Source organism: Maribacter algarum (ex Zhang et al. 2020) (assembly GCF_005885635.1).
GTDB lineage: Bacteria > Bacteroidota > Bacteroidia > Flavobacteriales > Flavobacteriaceae > Maribacter_C > Maribacter_C algarum.
In genome coordinates this window covers 1,746,484-1,764,635 of record NZ_VATY01000001.1, presented here as the reverse complement: position 1 = coordinate 1,764,635, position 18,152 = coordinate 1,746,484, and the positions used below count along the sequence as shown (strand labels likewise).

Sequence of the window (18,152 nt, the reverse complement as noted above, 5' to 3'; positions counted from 1 at the left end):
AAAATAGGTAGAATTGGTATCTTCGTTGACAAAGTATTTCAACAATGAAAACATCCTTTTTAATTCTTTTCTTTTACCTCTCACTAATCGGGTTTTCTCAAACAAATAGTTATGAGATTTTCTTTGAAAATGCTGTACACCATGAAGCAGAAATTAAGGTTACCTTTCCTGAAATTATAGAAGACACCCTGTTGGTCCGAATGAGTAGAACCTCCCCTGGTCGTTATGCACTTCATGAGTTTGCCAAGAATATATATGCAATAAGAGCTACCGATGGTACAGGAAAAAAATTGAAAATTACACGTCCTAACCCCTATGAGTGGAGTATAACGGGCCACAATGGAACAATTCATTTGAATTACACTCTATTTGCCAATCGCGGTGATGGTACCTATTCGCAGATTGACGAGACCCATGCGCACTTGAACATTCCTGCTACGTTTATGTACGCGCCAACTCTAAGTAATCGACCTGTTGAAGTGAATTTCAAGCCCCGTGAAGACTTGAATTGGAAAGTAGCCACACAACTTCACTTGGTGTCAGGAACAACCTATAGCGCTCCTAACCTATCCTATTTTATGGATTCCCCAACAGAATTGAGCAATTTTCAACTACGCGAATTTCAAGTTGGTTCCAAAGATAATAACCAGACCATTCAATTGGTATTACATCACAAGGGAACAGAGCAAGAAACGGATGAATACTTTGATAAAGTGAAAAAAGTAGTCTTAGCTGAAAAAGAAGTATATGGAGAACTTCCCGTTTTCGATTATGAAAAATATACTTTTTTAGCCTGCTACATTCCAAATGCTTCAGGAGATGGAATGGAGCACCGGAACTCTACCATTTTAACTAGCACTAGAAGCTTAGCAGATGGAGGGATGGAACGGAATATTGGTACCGTATCCCATGAATTCTTTCATGCATGGAATGTAGAGCGTATACGTCCAAAGTCCTTAAAACCTTTTGATTTTGAAGAAGCTAATATGAGCGGAGAGCTTTGGTTTGCAGAAGGATTTACTAGTTACTATACCAATCTTATTCTCTGTAGAGCAGGACTCATTACTCCCGAAAAATACGTAGAAGGACTAACTGGAACATTTAACTACGTTTGGAATTCTCCTGCAAGACAGTTTTTCAATCCTATTGAAATGAGTTATCAAGCGCCTTTCGTTGATGCCTCAACTTCGGTTGATCCGGTTAATCGAGAAAATACTTTTATATCGTATTACTCATACGGGAGTGTTTTAGGATTGGCACTTGATCTATCACTTAGGGTAAAAGGACTCAACCTTGATGATTACATGAAACTCGTTTGGGAAATATACGGTAAAAATGAAGTGCCGTACACAATAGAAGACCTCCATAAAACACTTAATGCCTTTGCTGGGAAATCTTTTGGAGATAGCTTTTTCAACAGTTTCATTTATAAAAGCGGAATGCCAGACTACGAAACTTTACTGGGTTCTGTTGGTGTTGCTTTACGGCAATATAAGGAAAATCCATATTTTGGGGCAAGTGTTAAAGTCCATGATTCTAAAGGAAATATTCAACGAAACGTGAAAATAGGGAGTCCGGCATACAAAGCTGGATTAGCGAAAGGAGATGTCATAACTGCAATCAATAACAAGGAATTTGAAGAAGGCCAAAAGTTTGATGACGTAATCAAACAGTATGCAGTTGGTGACACGCTTTCCTTTAATTATATACGGTTTGACGTTGAAAAAACAACTGTAGTAACTCTAGAACCTAATCCGTCATACAAAATATTACTTTCAGAAAAGGAGGGCATTATTCCTTCAAAGGAAGTACTATCAAAAAGAAAAAGTTGGCTTAAAGTAGACTAAATGGAAGTTACCTTTTCTCGAGTATCATGTGAAGGTGAACTGCTCCAAATTTTAGCACTACAGAAAAAAAACGCTTTAGATGTCGTATCATCTATTGAAAAACAAAACGAAGGCTTTGTTACCGTATCGCATTCCTTTGGGGTTCTAAAGCAAATGAATGATGCTTGTGCGCATGTCATTGCCAAAGATGCCAACAAAGTTGTCGGCTATGCCCTGGTAATGTTAAAAGAGTTTAGAGATGAGATATCAGTTCTATCAGCTATGTTTGAAACCGCTGAAGAATTGCTTGGTGACAAACATTTTTTAGCCATGGGCCAAATATGTATTTCTAAAGCATATCGCAAACGTGGCATTTTTAGGGGAATGTATACTTTCTACAAAGAAGAGCTACAAGATGAATTCGATTGTTTACTTACCGAAGTGGCAACAGAAAACAAACGTTCTTTAGAAGCACACAAAAGCATAGGGTTTAAAGTGCTTAAAACGCAAGTTACCGATGGCATTTCTTGGGAGCTGATTAGTTGGGATTGGAAATAGTAATCAAGGGATTGATTAAAAATTAAAAGAGCCATACAAATTGTATGGCTCTTTTAATTCTATTCAATTGCCTCAGCTATTCAATCCGCCAACACAATCACCTTATTATCTTTCATTTCAATAGTCCCACTTGAGATAGGCAAAATGGTCTTCCCATTAGCATCCGTAGAAAACTTACTTTCATAAGCTTCATCAATAGAAACGTTTCCGTCAATCTGAACGTTACCTTCTTGAAGTAAGGAAACAATTGGTGCGTGATCTGATAACATTTGAAACTCACCATTAATTCCTGGGACGGTTACCGAAGTTACTTCTCCTGCGAACAATGTGGCCTCTGGTGATACTATTTCTAAATACATCTTTATGGGTATTAAGCTTCAGCAAGCATTTTTTCTCCAGCCTCGATAGCTTCTTCTATAGTTCCTTTCAAGTTAAAAGCAGATTCTGGTAGGTGGTCTAACTCACCATCCATAATCATGTTAAAACCTTTAATGGTTTCCTTGATATCCACCAATACTCCTGGTATACCTGTAAACTGCTCCGCAACGTGGAAAGGTTGCGATAAGAAACGTTGTACACGTCTTGCTCGACCTACCGCTAGTTTATCCTCTTCAGATAATTCTTCCATTCCAAGGATGGCAATAATATCTTGAAGCTCTTTATAACGTTGCAACAACTCTTTTACTCGTTGCGCACAGTTGTAGTGATCGTTTCCTAAAATATCAGCAGTTAAGATTCGAGAGGTCGAATCTAATGGATCTACCGCTGGGTAAATACCAAGCTCCGCAATCTTACGAGACAATACCGTGGTTGCGTCCAAGTGAGCAAAGGTTGTCGCTGGTGCTGGATCCGTTAAATCATCCGCAGGTACATAAACTGCTTGTACCGATGTAATAGAACCTCTTTTTGTTGATGTAATACGCTCTTGCATGGCACCCATCTCTGTTGCCAAAGTTGGTTGATACCCTACCGCAGATGGCATACGACCTAAAAGTGCCGATACCTCTGAACCTGCTTGTGTAAAACGGAAAATGTTATCTACGAAAAAAAGTACATCTTTACCTTGCCCTTCTCCCGCTCCATCACGGAAGTATTCCGCTATCGTCAATCCTGAAAGTGCCACACGAGCACGTGCTCCAGGAGGTTCGTTCATCTGACCAAAAACGAAAGTTGCTTTTGAATCTTTCATGGCCTTCTTATCTACTTTGGATAAATCCCATCCACCATCTTCCATGGAGTGCAAGAAATCGTCTCCGTATTTAATAATACCAGACTCTAACATCTCACGAAGTAAATCGTTTCCTTCACGTGTTCTTTCCCCTACTCCTGCGAATACAGAAAGTCCACCGTGACCTTTCGCAATATTGTTAATCAACTCTTGAATCAATACGGTCTTACCAACACCTGCTCCACCGAATAAACCAATTTTACCACCTTTTGCATAAGGCTCAATCAAATCAATTACTTTGATACCTGTGAACAATACTTCGGTAGTAGTGGTAAGGTCTTCGAATTTTGGCGCATCTCGGTGAATTGGAAGTCCATCTTTACCAGCTTTAGGCAAATCTCCTAATCCATCAATTGCATCTCCAATTACATTAAATAAACGTCCGTAAACATCATCGCCAACTGGCATTTGAATTGCAGCTCCCGTAGCTACAACATCTGTTCCCCTGCTCAATCCATCCGTAGAATCCATAGAGATAGTTCTTACGGTGTTCTCACCAACGTGTGATTGTACCTCTAAAACTAGTTTTGAACCATCTTGTTTTGCTATTTCTAGCGAATCATAGATTTTTGGAAGCTCATCACCTGATTGAAATTCAACATCAACAACCGGCCCGATAATCTGAGAAACTTTACCTGTAACTTTTGACATTACTATCGTATTTATGTATTAGGATTACTATTTAGTGAAAAACAACCCTAAACAAGGCTGATTTTCAGGCTGCAAAGATATGGTATTACTCTTAAATTGAAAACTACTTTTCGTTCTTTTTTAGCATAAAAAAAGGCGCCCTAATTGGACGCCTTTGAATTTTATTTAAATCCTAATTTTTTAATTATTTATTGTCCATGACAGGTAATACATCGAACCAATAAGACCAGTACCGACAGCAGTGAAATACTCTTCCCCTAAAAGGTTAGACCCTCCAAGTTTAAATACTGATTTGATGCTTGGCACACTATAATTCAATTGTGCATCTAAGACGCTAAAAGAGGGGATTGGGCCGTTTTGGAAGGTAGATTGCCATTCATAATCATCACTCCATCTATAATTCACATTGAACCCAAAATTTTTGAATAACTCTGTATTTCCAAAAGAAGCTTTGACCTTATGTCTAGGTGTATTGAATTGCGTTTGAAAATCAGGGAAAGCAGCTTGATTGAAGTCAATTTCTGCATAAGTGTAATTTGCTCCAATATCGAAATTTCCGAAAATCTTAGCATCTATACCTAGAGTACCTCCATAAGCACCAATATCGGCCGGAGAATTTGTATATGCCTGATATACTTTTCTATCACCATTTTGAAGTGCCAGTAAAGATAATCCTCCATCACCTACCTCACCATAAAGAGGCACTAGTACTCTTTGGATGGACAAGAAATCAGTATAGGCATTGTAATAAGCACTTAAATCTATGGCCACTTTTCCGAACTGGGCTCGATATCCTAATTCATAGGCTGTGATTTCCTCCGGTTTTACAATAGGAACATCTGCAGCTGTAGGGGCTCCGGCTAAAACTGAACTTAGAGAATAACCACCCTCATAGGCTGCCCTGCCAACAATAGTACTTGTTTGCAGTCCAGTCAATGCCTGACCTTCCGCTGAAATATCAAAGGTTCTCACATCTCTATCTAAGTTGTTTGGAGCTGAACCAACTAGAATAGCAGCTCCCGCATCCAAACCAATAAATAAATCTTGTGTTGTTGGGTTTCTAAAACCTCTCTGAATAGATGCTCTAAAATTCTGATTTCTTTTTTCACCTGCGGTGAAAACAGCTGACAACCTCGGTGAAAAGAAGCCATCAAAAAACTCATTCTTATCATAACGTACTGAACCTGTTAGTTTCAAACGGTCATCCACTAATTTCTTTTGAACCTGGAGATACGCGCCGTATTCTCCATATGTAATAGGTTTGTCAAAATCCGTGAAAATTGTTCCACCAGAGTTTAAAACATATTCCCTAAAAGACCCTCCCACCTGAATTTCAGCGATATCTTTCGTAAGATGGGTAAAATTGTAATTCGCATCTACATGGCGTAATTTCGTATTATCGATAAACTTAGCACCAGTGGCTAAGTCTCCATCAGAGATAACTTGATTAAAAGCAGATTCGAACCCAGGCGTACCTGGAACCAACCTACCTGAATCAGCAGCTTGGCGAGCATATGCATGTGCAGCAGTATCATCCAAACGCGTTGTTATACCTGGCAAAGCTGTATTGCCTAATCGAGATCCAATGTAAGCTCCTGTATATTCAGTAAACCATTGTACGTCTCCTTTCCATGCTCTGTTTACATTAATCGCAGCAAATCGAGTATCATAGGAGTCACCCGAGTTTTCCGTTGTAATATAACCTCTTAAAAAGAAGTTATCGTTTCTAAACTCTAACTTATGCTGTTGCATAATAAAATTGGTGATTGCATAACGGTTAGCGCCAGGATAAATCGTATTTCCCCTACCTACTCTACCATTATATACAATCTCAAAATCATTTGCAAAAGGTCTGTAATGAATAGAACCATCAAATTTTACACTTTCGGCATCATAGGTTGTCAAATCAGACTCATCATAACCAGTTCTTGACACAAAGGCCGAACCAAGAGTGCCTGGGGCAAGGTTCAGGGGAGTATCAAAATTTAAAACAATGCCTACCTCATCACCATATACATTTAAACCATCATAGCTTGGGTCTGCTCGTGTAAAGGTTGGATTGTCAAAATCTCCCCTATCCACAGCATGCCAATCTTCACCCTTTAAGATTGAAAAATTTGCCTTCACTGCAAACTTATCACTAAAAGCATGTGCAGCTCGAATGCCAATATCATAATATTGATTTGAGCCAGCAGCTTCTTGAGAGGTAACACCTCCTCTTAAATAAGTACTAATACCTTGGAAATCAAAAGGGTTTTTACTATTCATGTAAAGTAGGCCATTGAAGGCACCTGCACCATAAAGGGCTGAAGATGCACCCGGTAAAATCTCTACGCTTTGTACTTCGAGTTCGTTCATACCCACCAAGTTTCCAAGAACAAAGTTTAATCCTGGCGCAGAGTTGTCCATACCATCAATTAACTGTAAGAACCTAGTGTTGGCAAAAGTTGCAAAACCTCTTGTATTCAATGATTGAAAAGTTAAACTAGCTTTGTTGATATCTACTCCCTTTAGATTTTCTAGACCACTGTAAAAAGAAGCAGAAGATGTATTCTTAATTTCCTTTAGCCCAAAACGTTCAACCGAAACAGGAGATTCAAATATACGTTCTGGTGTTCTAGAAGCAGAAATAACAACCTCATCTAAAAAGGTCTGTGCCTCATTCAGCACAACTGTAAAGGTTTGGTTATTTTCTGTTACATTTTCAGTAGCCTCTGAATAACCTACGCTTGTTATTTTTAACTGAAAGGGGGGCACTTCAGAAGTTTCCAGGTTAAACAAACCATCAAAATCAGCAGTAGTACCGATTGCTTTTCCTACAATCACAACATTCGCTCCGGGGATGGGTTCATTGTTCTGGTCAACAACTTTTCCGTTTACTGTGGTTTGCGAAATCCCAATAAATCCGCTTAACAGCAACGCTAAAAACAGTATTTTTTTCATTCTGTGTTTATTAAGTTAAGTTAGTTACTTAGTCACCGGCAAGATACCGATTTTTTTAAATCGATAATCATAAAATGAAAAAAATTATGCATGCATAGTACTTTTTTAGCAAAATGCCCCTCTCAATTTTAAAGATTCACTAAATATCGCCAAAAAACAAGGCCTTGGAGCGTTTCCAAGGCCTTAAAATTAATTTCAAGAAGTTGTTGCTATTCTACTGTAACCGATTTTGCCAAATTTCTTGGTTGATCTACATTACATCCTCGCATTACCGCAATGTGATAGGATAACAATTGCAAAGGTATCGTTGTCAATAACGGTGTAAGGCTCTCTAAAGTTTCGGGAACTTCAATAACGTGATCTGCTAATTCGGTAACCTGTTCATCACCTTCCGTGACAATTGCGATGATTTTTCCCTTACGAGATTTGATTTCCTGAATGTTACTTACTACCTTTTCATAATGTCCTTTTTTAGTCGCAATTACAAAAACAGGCATTTGCTCATCGATTAGGGCAATGGGGCCGTGCTTCATTTCAGCAGCCGGATATCCTTCCGCATGAATGTAACTGATTTCCTTTAATTTCAAAGCGCCCTCAAGAGCGACTGGGAAATTATATCCCCTACCTAAATACAAACAATTTGTAGAGTCCTTATAAACTTCAGAGATAATTTCAATTAATGGGTTCGACTCAAGTGCCTTCTCCACTTTTCCGGGAATTGTCTCCAATTCCGTTAAATATTCATGGAATTTCGATTCTGAAAATTTACCCTTCTCTTTTGCAAGCTTTAAGGCAATCAATGTCAATACGGTTATCTGGGTGGTAAACGCTTTTGTAGAAGCTACCCCGATTTCTGGTCCTGCATGTGTGTAGGCCCCAGCATGTGTTTCACGTGCAATAGAAGAACCAACTACATTACAAACTCCGAAAACAAAAGCTCCGTTTTCTTTAGCCAATTTTATTGCGGCTAATGTATCAGCCGTTTCACCAGATTGTGAAATAGCAATTAAAACATCCTTGTTTGTTATTACTGGATTTCGATATCTAAATTCCGATGCATATTCTACTTCAACCGGTATACGCGCTAAATCTTCAAAAATATATTCAGCTACCAAACCTGCATGCCAAGAAGTACCACAAGCCACGATTATGATGCGATCCGCATTTATGAATTTTTCAAGGTGCTCATCAATTCCAGCCATCTTCACTATACCTTGATCAACTCTTAATCTACCTCTATAAGTATCTAATATTGCTCTTGGTTGCTCATAGATTTCCTTAAGCATAAAGTGATCATAACCTCCTTTTTCTATTTCCTCCAAATTCATTTGAAGCTCTAGAATATTTGGATAAGCTATTGCATCATCTTTTATCTTACGAAGCTTGATTTCTTTTCCTAAACGGATGATTGCCATTTCTTCATCCTCCAAGTAAACTGCATTATTTGTGAATTCTATAAATGGAGAAGCATCAGAAGCAATGAAAAACTCATTTTCTCCAACACCTATCGCTAAAGGACTACCTAACTTAGCAACAACAATTTCATCAGGTTTTCTTTTATCGAAAACCGCTATTGCATAGGCGCCCACTACCTGGTTTAGGGCAATTTGAACGGCCTTTCCAAGCTTTACATCTTCTGTTTTTTGAACTTCCTCAATTAGATTAACAAGAACTTCTGTATCAGTATCAGAATGGAATATATATCCCCTTTTGGTCAACTCCTTTTTTACTGATTCATAATTTTCAATAATTCCATTATGAATAATAACCAGATTGCCGGAGTTAGAATAATGCGGGTGCGAATTTACATCATTGGGCACACCATGAGTTGCCCATCTAGTATGGCCTATTCCGAGGTTTCCTCCAACCGAAATAGAACTTTCAGCCTTCTTTTTTAGGTCCTCGACCTTACCCTTGGTTTTCGCAAGGTTTATTTCGTTACCATCAAAAATGGCAACACCTGCACTATCATAACCTCTATATTCAAGTCGTTGAAGTCCCTTAACAATTATCGGATAGGCATCTCTATGGCCAATATATCCTACAATTCCGCACATAAGTTTTAGTTTTTTATTGGGGTATATTCGTAATTATAGTGCAAATTTAATCACACTTTTAATGTTAATCCACTAGTATAGGTGTAGAACGTAAAATATCTATAAGTGGTATAATCCGTCACTGAATTTTCATGTAACTGGATTGGATTCCTAGATAAACTGTTTCAAAATGTCGGCTAAAGCTAGGAATCAGTTCGTTTCAGTATAAGATATTTCAAGTTTCAATTTGTTAGCATCTCCTTCAGGTAAATCACTTCCAAAGAGAACTGTACCTAATGGACTCAAAATTGAAGCCGCTGGAAGTTCTTTTTCAATATTTCCTGATAGCATAACATTGTTCGCTCCCTCCAATCTTATATCAGCCGTAATCGCGAGGCCAAGTGTAGCGTTCGTAGAATCTCGTACAATAATATCATTGAGATATTCTGTTATTTTCACAGTATACCTGATTCCGCGACCACCATCTTCTTCTAAAAGGCCATCATAATTAAGATAGACCCCCAATGGTGTATTTGCTGCGTTATCTTCAGTAAAAACATTATATAAAGGCGCATTGGTTTCCGCGTTGTAAAGATACAACCTAGGGGGCTCAATTGCGTTCATCGGAAGCGCATCCGTGTCGATATTAAAGACCAAATTCGCCTCATTAATTATCCAATTATTGGCTTTGATTTCATTAATTAATATCTCCGCTTCACTATCAATTTCGTCAAAAAGTTTTATCTCCGCATATGAGCCAGCACCTCCCTTAAGATATACTCTATCGGTGTCTTCTCCTGAATCCATGGTACTTGTTATATCAACCGGATAGTCTGCATTAATAAATGTGTTCACTGCATTCCCAACAATAGGATTGGTTCCTACTTGAGTAATTAATCTCATCTCAAGTGTTTTTTGTACGACCTCAGTAACTCCATCATTATCCTTATCATGTGAATAGTACATAATAATTTTAGCGTCTGTAATATCCATTAGAAACATTAGCTCCTGATTCATTTCTGGCATTACAGAAATGTGTATTCCCCTTAAAAATTCTTTAAAATTTGATGCGCTCAATAACTCCGTACCTCCCTCTTTATCAAGAATACTTTGTTGAAAAAACTCCTTCCCATCTCTATTCAGCCTAACATAAATACCTGGACTTTCTCTACTCGTAATGGTTCCTTTTTCATCAACATCTTCGGTGTCAGGATCATCTTCCTGCACTGTATTTAGAATCTCATAATCATTAATTGTTATTACCGTATCAACCAATGTTCCTTGTGTAAAAGCAGGTGAAAACTCTTGTGAAGAAAAATATTCTTGTGATTCTTGAAAATTTGAGTTCGGGTCTAAATCTCTTAGAAAAAACGTAGAACGTTCAACTTTAAAATTAAAAGGCCTTGTGCGGTCACCGTAAATACTGTCTAGTCTAAAACGTTTTGCAAAACGATCTCCTAAAGTAGAATCATCAACATTATCATTTATACCATCTCCGTCTGTGTCAGGGTTTAATGGGTCTGTATTGTTAGCTGCTTCTTCATTATTGGGCACCGTGTCTCCATCATCATCATTTGTAGCATCATCAGGATCTGAATCTAATGCATCGACAACTCCATCATTATCGGTATCTGTCTGATTGTTCTGATATGGTATATAGATAAAGATACTGTCAATTCTTTCTTTTTCGTCAAAGGCATTACTCAGCTCATTAGAGGCTGATAAATCCCCAAAAGTCGGATTATAAACACTTAACTGAACCTGAGAAGTAATACTGGCTTCAGTTTTACCATAAACGGGATCATTAAAGACTCCCAGTTGATAAACAGGAAGTTGATTCGTTTGTACGGCCTCTATCTTCTTATTGAAGGCAAAAACATTATATACACGTTTGTTGGTAATAAAAGGCTCACCACCTATAACCCCTTCACCTATGGATGTTAATTCTTGCTCACAAGATGACATAAAGCCCACAACAAGTAAAATTCCCGCTATTGCAGGAAGTTTAAATCGATTCAATAAGTTCATTTAGATTATTTTAAAACTTCGGTGTCATAAAAATTAGAATAGGCTTCTTCAAATTCTTGCAAAGAAACATAAGGCAACACTGGTTTTTCTAGGCTGGAAATATGGTTTTTTAAATCTTCAGGAATTTCTTCTGAGGCTAAAATAACTGCATCTGAAAAATCTACCGCTACTTTTAACAAATTATTATAGTTGGGGTTTACAAGAGGAGCTATACTCTCTTCTTCAACACCATCAAATGCTATTTTATTGACCATGTCTTTATCAAGCTCACCATCAAAAGCTTTTCCGTATACCGATGTAACAATCTTGCTATCTCCAAAAAGGGGTTCATCCGCATAGAACTTTTTAAGATATAATGGAAGAAGTGAAGCTAACCATCCATGAACATGAATAATATCAGGTGACCAATTCAACTTTTTGACCGTTTCTACAACGCCTTTGGCAAAGAAAATAGCACGTTGGTCATTATCAGCGTACAAATTTCCATTTTCATCTGTGAAGGTTGACTTTCTTTTAAAATATTCGTCATTATCTATAAAATAAACCTGAATTCGCTCGCGCGGAATGGAAGCTACTTTGATAATCAATGGCATATCCATATCATTGATTACAAGGTTCATCCCCGATAAACGAATTACCTCATGAAGCTGATGTCTACGCTCGTTGATATTGCCGTAGCGAGGCATAAAGATTCGTATTTGACCTCCTTTGCTGTTGACCATACGAGGGGTCTCATACGACATTAGGGAAACTTCATTCTCTGGCAAGTAAGGGACTAATTCTGAAGATACAAATAATATCTTTTTACCGTTCATAAAAGCTGTGTTTGATTTAGTGTCCTCTCAAAATCTGAGCGCAGCTGCAAAATTACAAAAATTATGTAGATTAGCCTTATTTATAGTAAGTTTGCTCGCTTTTAAATCAATTACATGGTACTAGTACGAACAAAAAAAGAGCTAGCATCACTTCTTTCGTCATTTAGAAAAACCAAAGGTTTAGGTTTGGTACCAACCATGGGAGCCCTACATCAAGGGCATATGACCTTAGTCAAGGAGGCTATATCTCAAAATGAAAATGTTATTGTTAGCATTTTTGTCAACCCCACCCAATTTAACAATAAGGAAGATTTGGAGAAGTATCCACAAACCCTTCAAGCTGACATTGCTCTTTTAAAGGAGGTGTCAGATAAAATTTGTGTATTCGCCCCAAATGTTGAAGAAATTTATGCAGATAAGGTAAAAACCAAAGTGTATGATTTTGAGGGATTGGACAAAGTCATGGAGGGCGAATTTCGAGATGATCACTTCAACGGAGTAGGTACCATAGTAGAAGCCTTACTCATTTTGGTTAAACCTGATAAGGCGTATTTCGGTGAAAAAGACTTTCAGCAATTACAGATTATTAAAAAATTAGTCGCAGTAGAGAACATTGATGTAGAAATTATTGGTTGCCCAATTGTTAGAGAACCAAGTGGTCTTGCCATGAGTTCTCGAAATGAGAGACTCTCATCTAAAATGCGCAAAGAAGCTTCATTTATTTATAAAACTTTAACTACTGCCAAAAATAAATTTGGCATAGAAAGTGCTAAAGATGTTTTGGAATGGGTAGAAAGTGAATTTCTCAAACATCCTGATTTAGATTTGGAATATATCGCAATCACCGATGTAGATACCCTCACACCCATACAGAAAAAACAGAAAAACAGAAAATACAGGGCTTTTGTTGCGGTTTACACGGAAGACATACGACTCATCGACAACATAGCGCTTAACTGAACACAATTAATTAACTTTGCCTCATGCAAATTGAAGTTGTAAAATCTAAAATACATCGCGTAAAAGTTACCGGAGCGGACCTAAATTACATAGGCAGTATTACCATTGACGAGGACTTGATGGATGCCGCTAATATAATTCAAGGTGAAAAGGTGCAAATCGTCAATAATAATAACGGTGAACGTCTTGAAACCTACGCTATTCCCGGGCCCCGTGGAAGCGGTGAAATCACTTTAAACGGTGCTGCATCTCGAAGAGTTGCCGTGGGCGATATTTTGATATTAATCACCTATGCTCGCATGGATATTGAAAAAGCCAAAACATTCAATCCCTCATTAGTTTTCCCAAACGAGGAGAATAATCTGCTCAACTAAAATGAGCAATTCGGCCAAAAAAGCCTTAAAAATTTTACTCCCAATTCTATTGGGAGTTTTTTTGCTTTGGTATCTCTACTATTCTACAACCTCAGATCAACGTAGTATGATTTGGAACTATATTAAGGATGCAAATCCTTATTGGGTGAGCCTTTCTGTTTTGATTGGAGTTTCAAGTCATGTTTCAAGAGCCATTAGATGGAACTATCTATTAGAGCCATTAGGCTATACGCCATCTATATTGAATAACAGCATGATGATTTTCACAACCTATTTGTCAAATTTAGGCATTCCTCGTTCCGGTGAATTCTTGCGCCCCACTGAGTTAGCCACCTATGAAAATGTTCCTTTTGAAATAGGTTTTGGCACCATAGTTACGGAACGAATTGTAGACGTAATTATGCTATTATTGATAATTTTTATTTCAGTGCTTTTTCAAGCGGACCTAATTCTGGGTTTTCTAAATGAAGCTGGTTTTGGCATATATGCAGGTCTTGGTATTTTGATTGCAGGCGTTGTCGGATTAGTGATTTCAATTCAGGTTATAAAAAAATCATCTCATCCTTTTGCTGAAAAAATAAAGACGTTCTTAAACAACATGCTTGCAGGTATTACCAGTATTTTTAAGATGAAGCGAAAAGGGGCATTTCTATTTCATACCCTTTATATCTGGTTCGCTTATATCGCCATGTTTTATGTTATAAAATATACAGTACCAGAAATGACTGAAGTAGATCTGGGTCCCATGCTTTTGGCATTTGTAGGTGGAGCCATCGCCATGACAACAACCAACGGGGGGTTTCTTGCTTATCCGATATTCGTTGGTACGGCCTTGCAGGTTTATGGAATTAACTTTGAAGCTGCCCAGGGATTTGGTTGGATTATGTGGATAGCGCAAACCCTTATGGTAGTGGTTTTTGGGGCAATATCTTTTCTCTTATTACCGTTATTAAATCGAAACCGATAGCGACAGCTATCCAAGCCAAAACACCATGAAACTTTCATTTACCATTTTCACACTTTTTTTGTGCATTAACTTAGGAGCTCAAGTAACGCAAGAAATTTTTGAGTCTTTTAAATTACAAGAGCGCAGAGAAGTACAATACTATATTCCGGAAAATTATGATGAAGAGAAGAAACATCCCTTAATCATAGTTCTTGATGGGGAATATTTATTTGATCAAGTAGTAGCAACATCAAAGGTATATAGCAGATTTCATGGTATGCCCGAAATGATTGTTGTTGGAATAAATCAAAGTGAGAATAGTATCCGATTAGATGATTGTGCATGGGATGAAGAAAATGGTTTGCCAAGTGAAAAGGGGAAAAAGTTTTTTGAATTTTTAGGAATGGAACTAATTCCATATTTAGACCTAACTTATAACACTGCCCCATTTAAAATGATTGTAGGTTATGACATTACGGCAAACTTCCAAAACTATTGGCTTTTCAAGGAAAACTCGCTCTTCAATGCTTATGTAAGTATTTCTCCTACTTTGGCTCCTCAAATGGAAACAAGAGTTCCATCTCGTTTGGGTGCTTTTGATAAACAGATTTTCTACCAATTAATTTTGGAAGAAGAGAAAACTAGGGATACACCTAGAATCAAAGAAATGAATAAGGCTATTGAAGCCATCGATAAAGAATCGTTGCACTACTTTTTTGACGAATACGCTGATGCTGATCATATCTCGATTTCTACGTATGGAATAGGTAAATCCTTTGATAATATCTTCGGAATTTTTAAGCCAATTAGTCCGAAAGAATATAAAACTCAAATCCTGACCTCCGAAGAACCCGTAATGCAGTATTTGACTACCAAATATAAAACCATAGAAGATTTATTCGGATTCACAAAAACTGTAGACCTTAACGACATAATGGCAATCTACGCAGCAAGTCGCAAAAAAGAAGACTTCGAATCTTTAAAGCCACTTTCTGATATGTGTAAGTTAGAATTTCCCGGTACTATGCTAGGCTTTTATTTTGAGGGGGAATATTACGAACAAGCTGGAGAACCTAAAAAAGCACTTAAAACTTTTGAAAAAGCTTTCATTATGGATGAGATTGATTTCTTGACCAAAGAAATGGCTTTGGAAAAAATCGATGCTTTAAAAGCTGATTTCGGTTTTTAAGGAAACTTAAAGTTCTCGCCTTTTCAAACTTCTTATTACCTTTAACGCCAACCTTCAAATGAAGCAATGGCGAAAACAAAAACAGCATTTTTCTGTCAAAACTGCGGTACTCAATATGCCAAATGGGTAGGGCAGTGTTCAGCCTGTAAAGAATGGAATACTGTTGTAGAAGAAGTTGTTCAGAAAGAACAAAAAAAGAGTTGGAAGCCTGCCTCGAATAGCAAACGAAAAGTTGCTAAACCCCTCCGTGTAAATGAAATAAGTACTGAAAAAGAACTACGCCTAAACACTTTCGACTTGGAATTCAATCGTGTTCTGGGTGGTGGCTTAGTACCAGGTGCGTTGGTTCTTTTAGGTGGTGAACCAGGTGTTGGAAAGAGTACATTGCTGCTTCAAATTGCATTAAAGCTTCCGTATAAAACGCTTTATGTTTCAGGGGAAGAAAGCCAGAAACAAATCAAGATGCGCGCAGATCGTATTCATCCGAATAGTGAAACTTGCCTTATCCTAACGGAAACAAAAACCCAAAACATCTTTCAACAGATAGAAGCTACAGAACCCGATATTGTGGTCATAGATTCAATCCAGACTTTGCATTCAGATTATATTGAATCGGCGGCCGGAAGCATTTCACAAGTCCGCGAATGTACTGCTGAGCTGATAAAATTTGCAAAAGAAACTAATACTCCTGTGATACTAATTGGCCATATTACCAAAGATGGCTCAATTGCCGGCCCAAAGATCTTAGAGCATATGGTCGATACGGTTTTACAATTCGAAGGGGACCGGAATTATGTATACCGCATCTTACGCGCTTTGAAAAATCGTTTCGGTTCTACGGCCGAATTAGGTATTTACGAAATGCAAGGGGGAGGATTGCGACAAGTGAATAATCCATCCGAAATACTAATCTCAAAAAGCGACGAAGGATTAAGTGGTACGGCAATTGCGTCTACGGTCGAAGGAATGCGACCGTTAATGATTGAAATTCAAGCCTTGGTAAGTACTGCTGTATACGGAACTCCACAAAGATCTACAACCGGTTATAATGCAAAAAGGCTCAACATGCTTTTAGCGGTATTGGAAAAACGGGCGGGTTTTAAATTGGGCGCAAAAGATGTATTCTTAAATATTACAGGTGGAATTTCTGTAGATGATCCCGCTATCGATTTGGCCGTTATTGCGGCCATACTTTCGAGCAACGAAGATATTCCGATTGAAAAAGGAGTATGTTTTGCAGCTGAAGTCGGACTCGCAGGTGAAATCAGGCCTGTTCAACGTATAGAACAGCGCATATTAGAAGCTGAAAAATTAGGTTTCAAAACCATTTACGTATCTAAAAACAATAAAATTGGTCTTCATAACTCCAAGATACATATTGAACCGGCTTCAAGAATTGAAGATGTAGTGAGTGGTTTATTCGGTTAACGCTTATCTCTCATAATTCTAGCCAAAATCATAAATATTACAATTACGACTAAAATTAGTCCAATTTGCCAAATACCTATTTTCAGAAATTGAGTAGTCATTATGGTGCTGGGTTAGGTATTTCATTGTGAATTGCATCAATACCATCTAAAACTTCAGTGCTCAACTTGACATTGATACTCGCAATGTTTTGCTCAAGTTGTTTCATAGTGGTTGCACCAATAATATTACTAGTCAAAAAAGGTCTGGTATTCACAAAGGCCAAGGCCATATGTGTCAATGACAAATCGTTAGACTGCGCCAATTCATAATACTTTTGAGTGGCTACAACTGAGTTGCCTTGAATGTATCTATTGTAATTAGGGAAAAGTGCAAGTCGCGAATTCTCAGGTAGTCTACCCCCCAAATATTTGCCGGTTAGCGCTCCAAATCCTAATGGCGAATAGGCCAAAAGTTTGATATCCTCGCGCATTGCAATCTCTGATGAGCCAATTTCAAATTGCCGATTTAATAAACTATATGGGTTTTGTACAGTAATCATTCTGGGTAAACTTGCGTGCACCTTACTTTCTTCAAGAAAGCGCATAATGCCCCACGGATTTTCATTACTCAATCCTACTTGACGGATTTTACCTTCTCGAATCAAATCTCTCAGGGTTTCCAAGACTTGGTGAATATTGTCTTTCCAGTGATCAGAAACATCGTGCTTATAACCTCGTTTACCAAAATAGTTAGTATTGCGCTCTGGCCAATGTAGCTGATACAAGTCAATATAATCGGTCTGCAATCGCTGTAAACTTCCTTCAACCGCCTCAATAATTGAATCTCTTGAAAAACCGGTAGTACGAATATATTTAGTGAAAGGTGCTTTCCCAACAATCTTAGATGCTAAAACCACCTTGTCACGATTCCCATTTTTCTTAAACCAGGTACCAATAATCTTTTCGGTCAAAGAATGGCGATCTGGATGTGCAGGAATCGGATATAACTCGGCGGTATCAAAAAAATTAACCCCTTTATCAAGGGCATAGTCCATTTGTTCATGACCTTCGGCCTCAGTATTCTGGTTACCCCATGTCATGGTGCCCAAGCATATTTTACTGACCTCGATATCAGTATGGGGCAAGTTGGTATATTCCATAGAAATTGTCGGTTCTCACTTTTATAGAA

General features: G+C 37.9%; 14 protein-coding genes. 7 read left to right on the top strand and 7 right to left on the bottom strand.

The window, feature by feature from the left end; genetic code table 11:
* The first annotated feature begins 44 nt into the window (after nucleotides 1–44).
* Complete coding sequence (locus FEE95_RS07565) at nucleotides 45–1,847, top strand: M61 family metallopeptidase (protein ID WP_138657269.1); 1,803 nt, start codon at nucleotides 45–47, stop codon at nucleotides 1,845–1,847.
* Complete coding sequence (locus FEE95_RS07560; RefSeq protein WP_138657268.1) at nucleotides 1,848–2,384, top strand: GNAT family N-acetyltransferase; 537 nt, start codon at nucleotides 1,848–1,850, stop codon at nucleotides 2,382–2,384. It abuts the gene before it with no gap.
* Between the two features lie 80 nt (nucleotides 2,385–2,464).
* Here FEE95_RS07560 and FEE95_RS07555 read toward each other — a convergent pair whose 3' ends face one another.
* The 6 genes from FEE95_RS07555 to FEE95_RS07530 form a co-directional block, all read right to left on the bottom strand.
* A complete protein-coding gene (locus tag FEE95_RS07555; RefSeq protein WP_138657267.1) occupies nucleotides 2,465–2,743 on the bottom strand; it encodes a F0F1 ATP synthase subunit delta/epsilon in 279 nt (92 codons plus the stop codon).
* Nucleotides 2,744–2,754: 11 nt separating this feature from the next.
* Nucleotides 2,755–4,263 (bottom strand): F0F1 ATP synthase subunit beta, encoded by a 1,509-nt coding sequence (atpD, locus tag FEE95_RS07550; RefSeq protein ID WP_138657266.1) that lies wholly within the window; start codon nucleotides 4,261–4,263, stop codon nucleotides 2,755–2,757.
* 180 nt (nucleotides 4,264–4,443) lie between these two features.
* Nucleotides 4,444–7,206 (bottom strand): TonB-dependent receptor, encoded by a 2,763-nt coding sequence (locus tag FEE95_RS07545; protein ID WP_138657265.1) that lies wholly within the window; start codon nucleotides 7,204–7,206, stop codon nucleotides 4,444–4,446.
* Between the two features lie 209 nt (nucleotides 7,207–7,415).
* Nucleotides 7,416–9,263, bottom strand: coding sequence for a glutamine--fructose-6-phosphate transaminase (isomerizing) (glmS, locus tag FEE95_RS07540; protein ID WP_138657264.1), 1,848 nt, complete (start codon nucleotides 9,261–9,263; stop codon nucleotides 7,416–7,418).
* A 189-nt stretch (nucleotides 9,264–9,452) separates the two neighbouring features.
* The gene (locus FEE95_RS07535; RefSeq protein WP_138657263.1) at nucleotides 9,453–11,270 is read right to left on the bottom strand and encodes a DUF4270 domain-containing protein; all 1,818 of its coding nucleotides are present in this window, start codon (nucleotides 11,268–11,270) and stop codon (nucleotides 9,453–9,455) included.
* A 5-nt stretch (nucleotides 11,271–11,275) separates the two neighbouring features.
* Nucleotides 11,276–12,085, bottom strand: coding sequence for a glycogen/starch synthase (locus FEE95_RS07530; protein WP_138657262.1), 810 nt, complete (start codon nucleotides 12,083–12,085; stop codon nucleotides 11,276–11,278).
* A 114-nt stretch (nucleotides 12,086–12,199) separates the two neighbouring features.
* Between FEE95_RS07530 and panC the strand changes: the two genes are divergently transcribed.
* The 5 genes from panC (at nucleotide 12,200) to radA (ending at nucleotide 16,982) form a co-directional block, all read left to right on the top strand.
* Nucleotides 12,200–13,045 carry a pantoate--beta-alanine ligase gene (gene panC / locus FEE95_RS07525; protein WP_138657261.1) on the top strand — a complete coding sequence of 282 codons (846 nt, stop codon included), beginning with the start codon at nucleotides 12,200–12,202 and terminating at the stop codon, nucleotides 13,043–13,045.
* A gap of 23 nt (nucleotides 13,046–13,068) precedes the next feature.
* A complete protein-coding gene (gene panD, locus FEE95_RS07520; protein WP_138657260.1) occupies nucleotides 13,069–13,419 on the top strand; it encodes an aspartate 1-decarboxylase in 351 nt (116 codons plus the stop codon).
* A 1-nt stretch (nucleotide 13,420) separates the two neighbouring features.
* A complete protein-coding gene (locus FEE95_RS07515; protein WP_138657259.1) occupies nucleotides 13,421–14,386 on the top strand; it encodes a lysylphosphatidylglycerol synthase transmembrane domain-containing protein in 966 nt (321 codons plus the stop codon).
* A gap of 25 nt (nucleotides 14,387–14,411) precedes the next feature.
* Nucleotides 14,412–15,554, top strand: coding sequence for an alpha/beta hydrolase (locus FEE95_RS07510; protein ID WP_138657258.1), 1,143 nt, complete (start codon nucleotides 14,412–14,414; stop codon nucleotides 15,552–15,554).
* A 66-nt stretch (nucleotides 15,555–15,620) separates the two neighbouring features.
* The gene (radA, locus tag FEE95_RS07505) at nucleotides 15,621–16,982 is read left to right on the top strand and encodes a DNA repair protein RadA (RefSeq protein WP_138657257.1); all 1,362 of its coding nucleotides are present in this window, start codon (nucleotides 15,621–15,623) and stop codon (nucleotides 16,980–16,982) included.
* A 100-nt stretch (nucleotides 16,983–17,082) separates the two neighbouring features.
* Here the strand turns inward: radA and FEE95_RS07500 are convergent, their stop codons facing one another.
* Entirely contained in the window at nucleotides 17,083–18,123 is a 1,041-nt protein-coding gene (locus FEE95_RS07500) for an aldo/keto reductase (RefSeq protein ID WP_138657256.1), read from the bottom strand.
* Nucleotides 18,124–18,152: the final 29 nt, after the last annotated feature.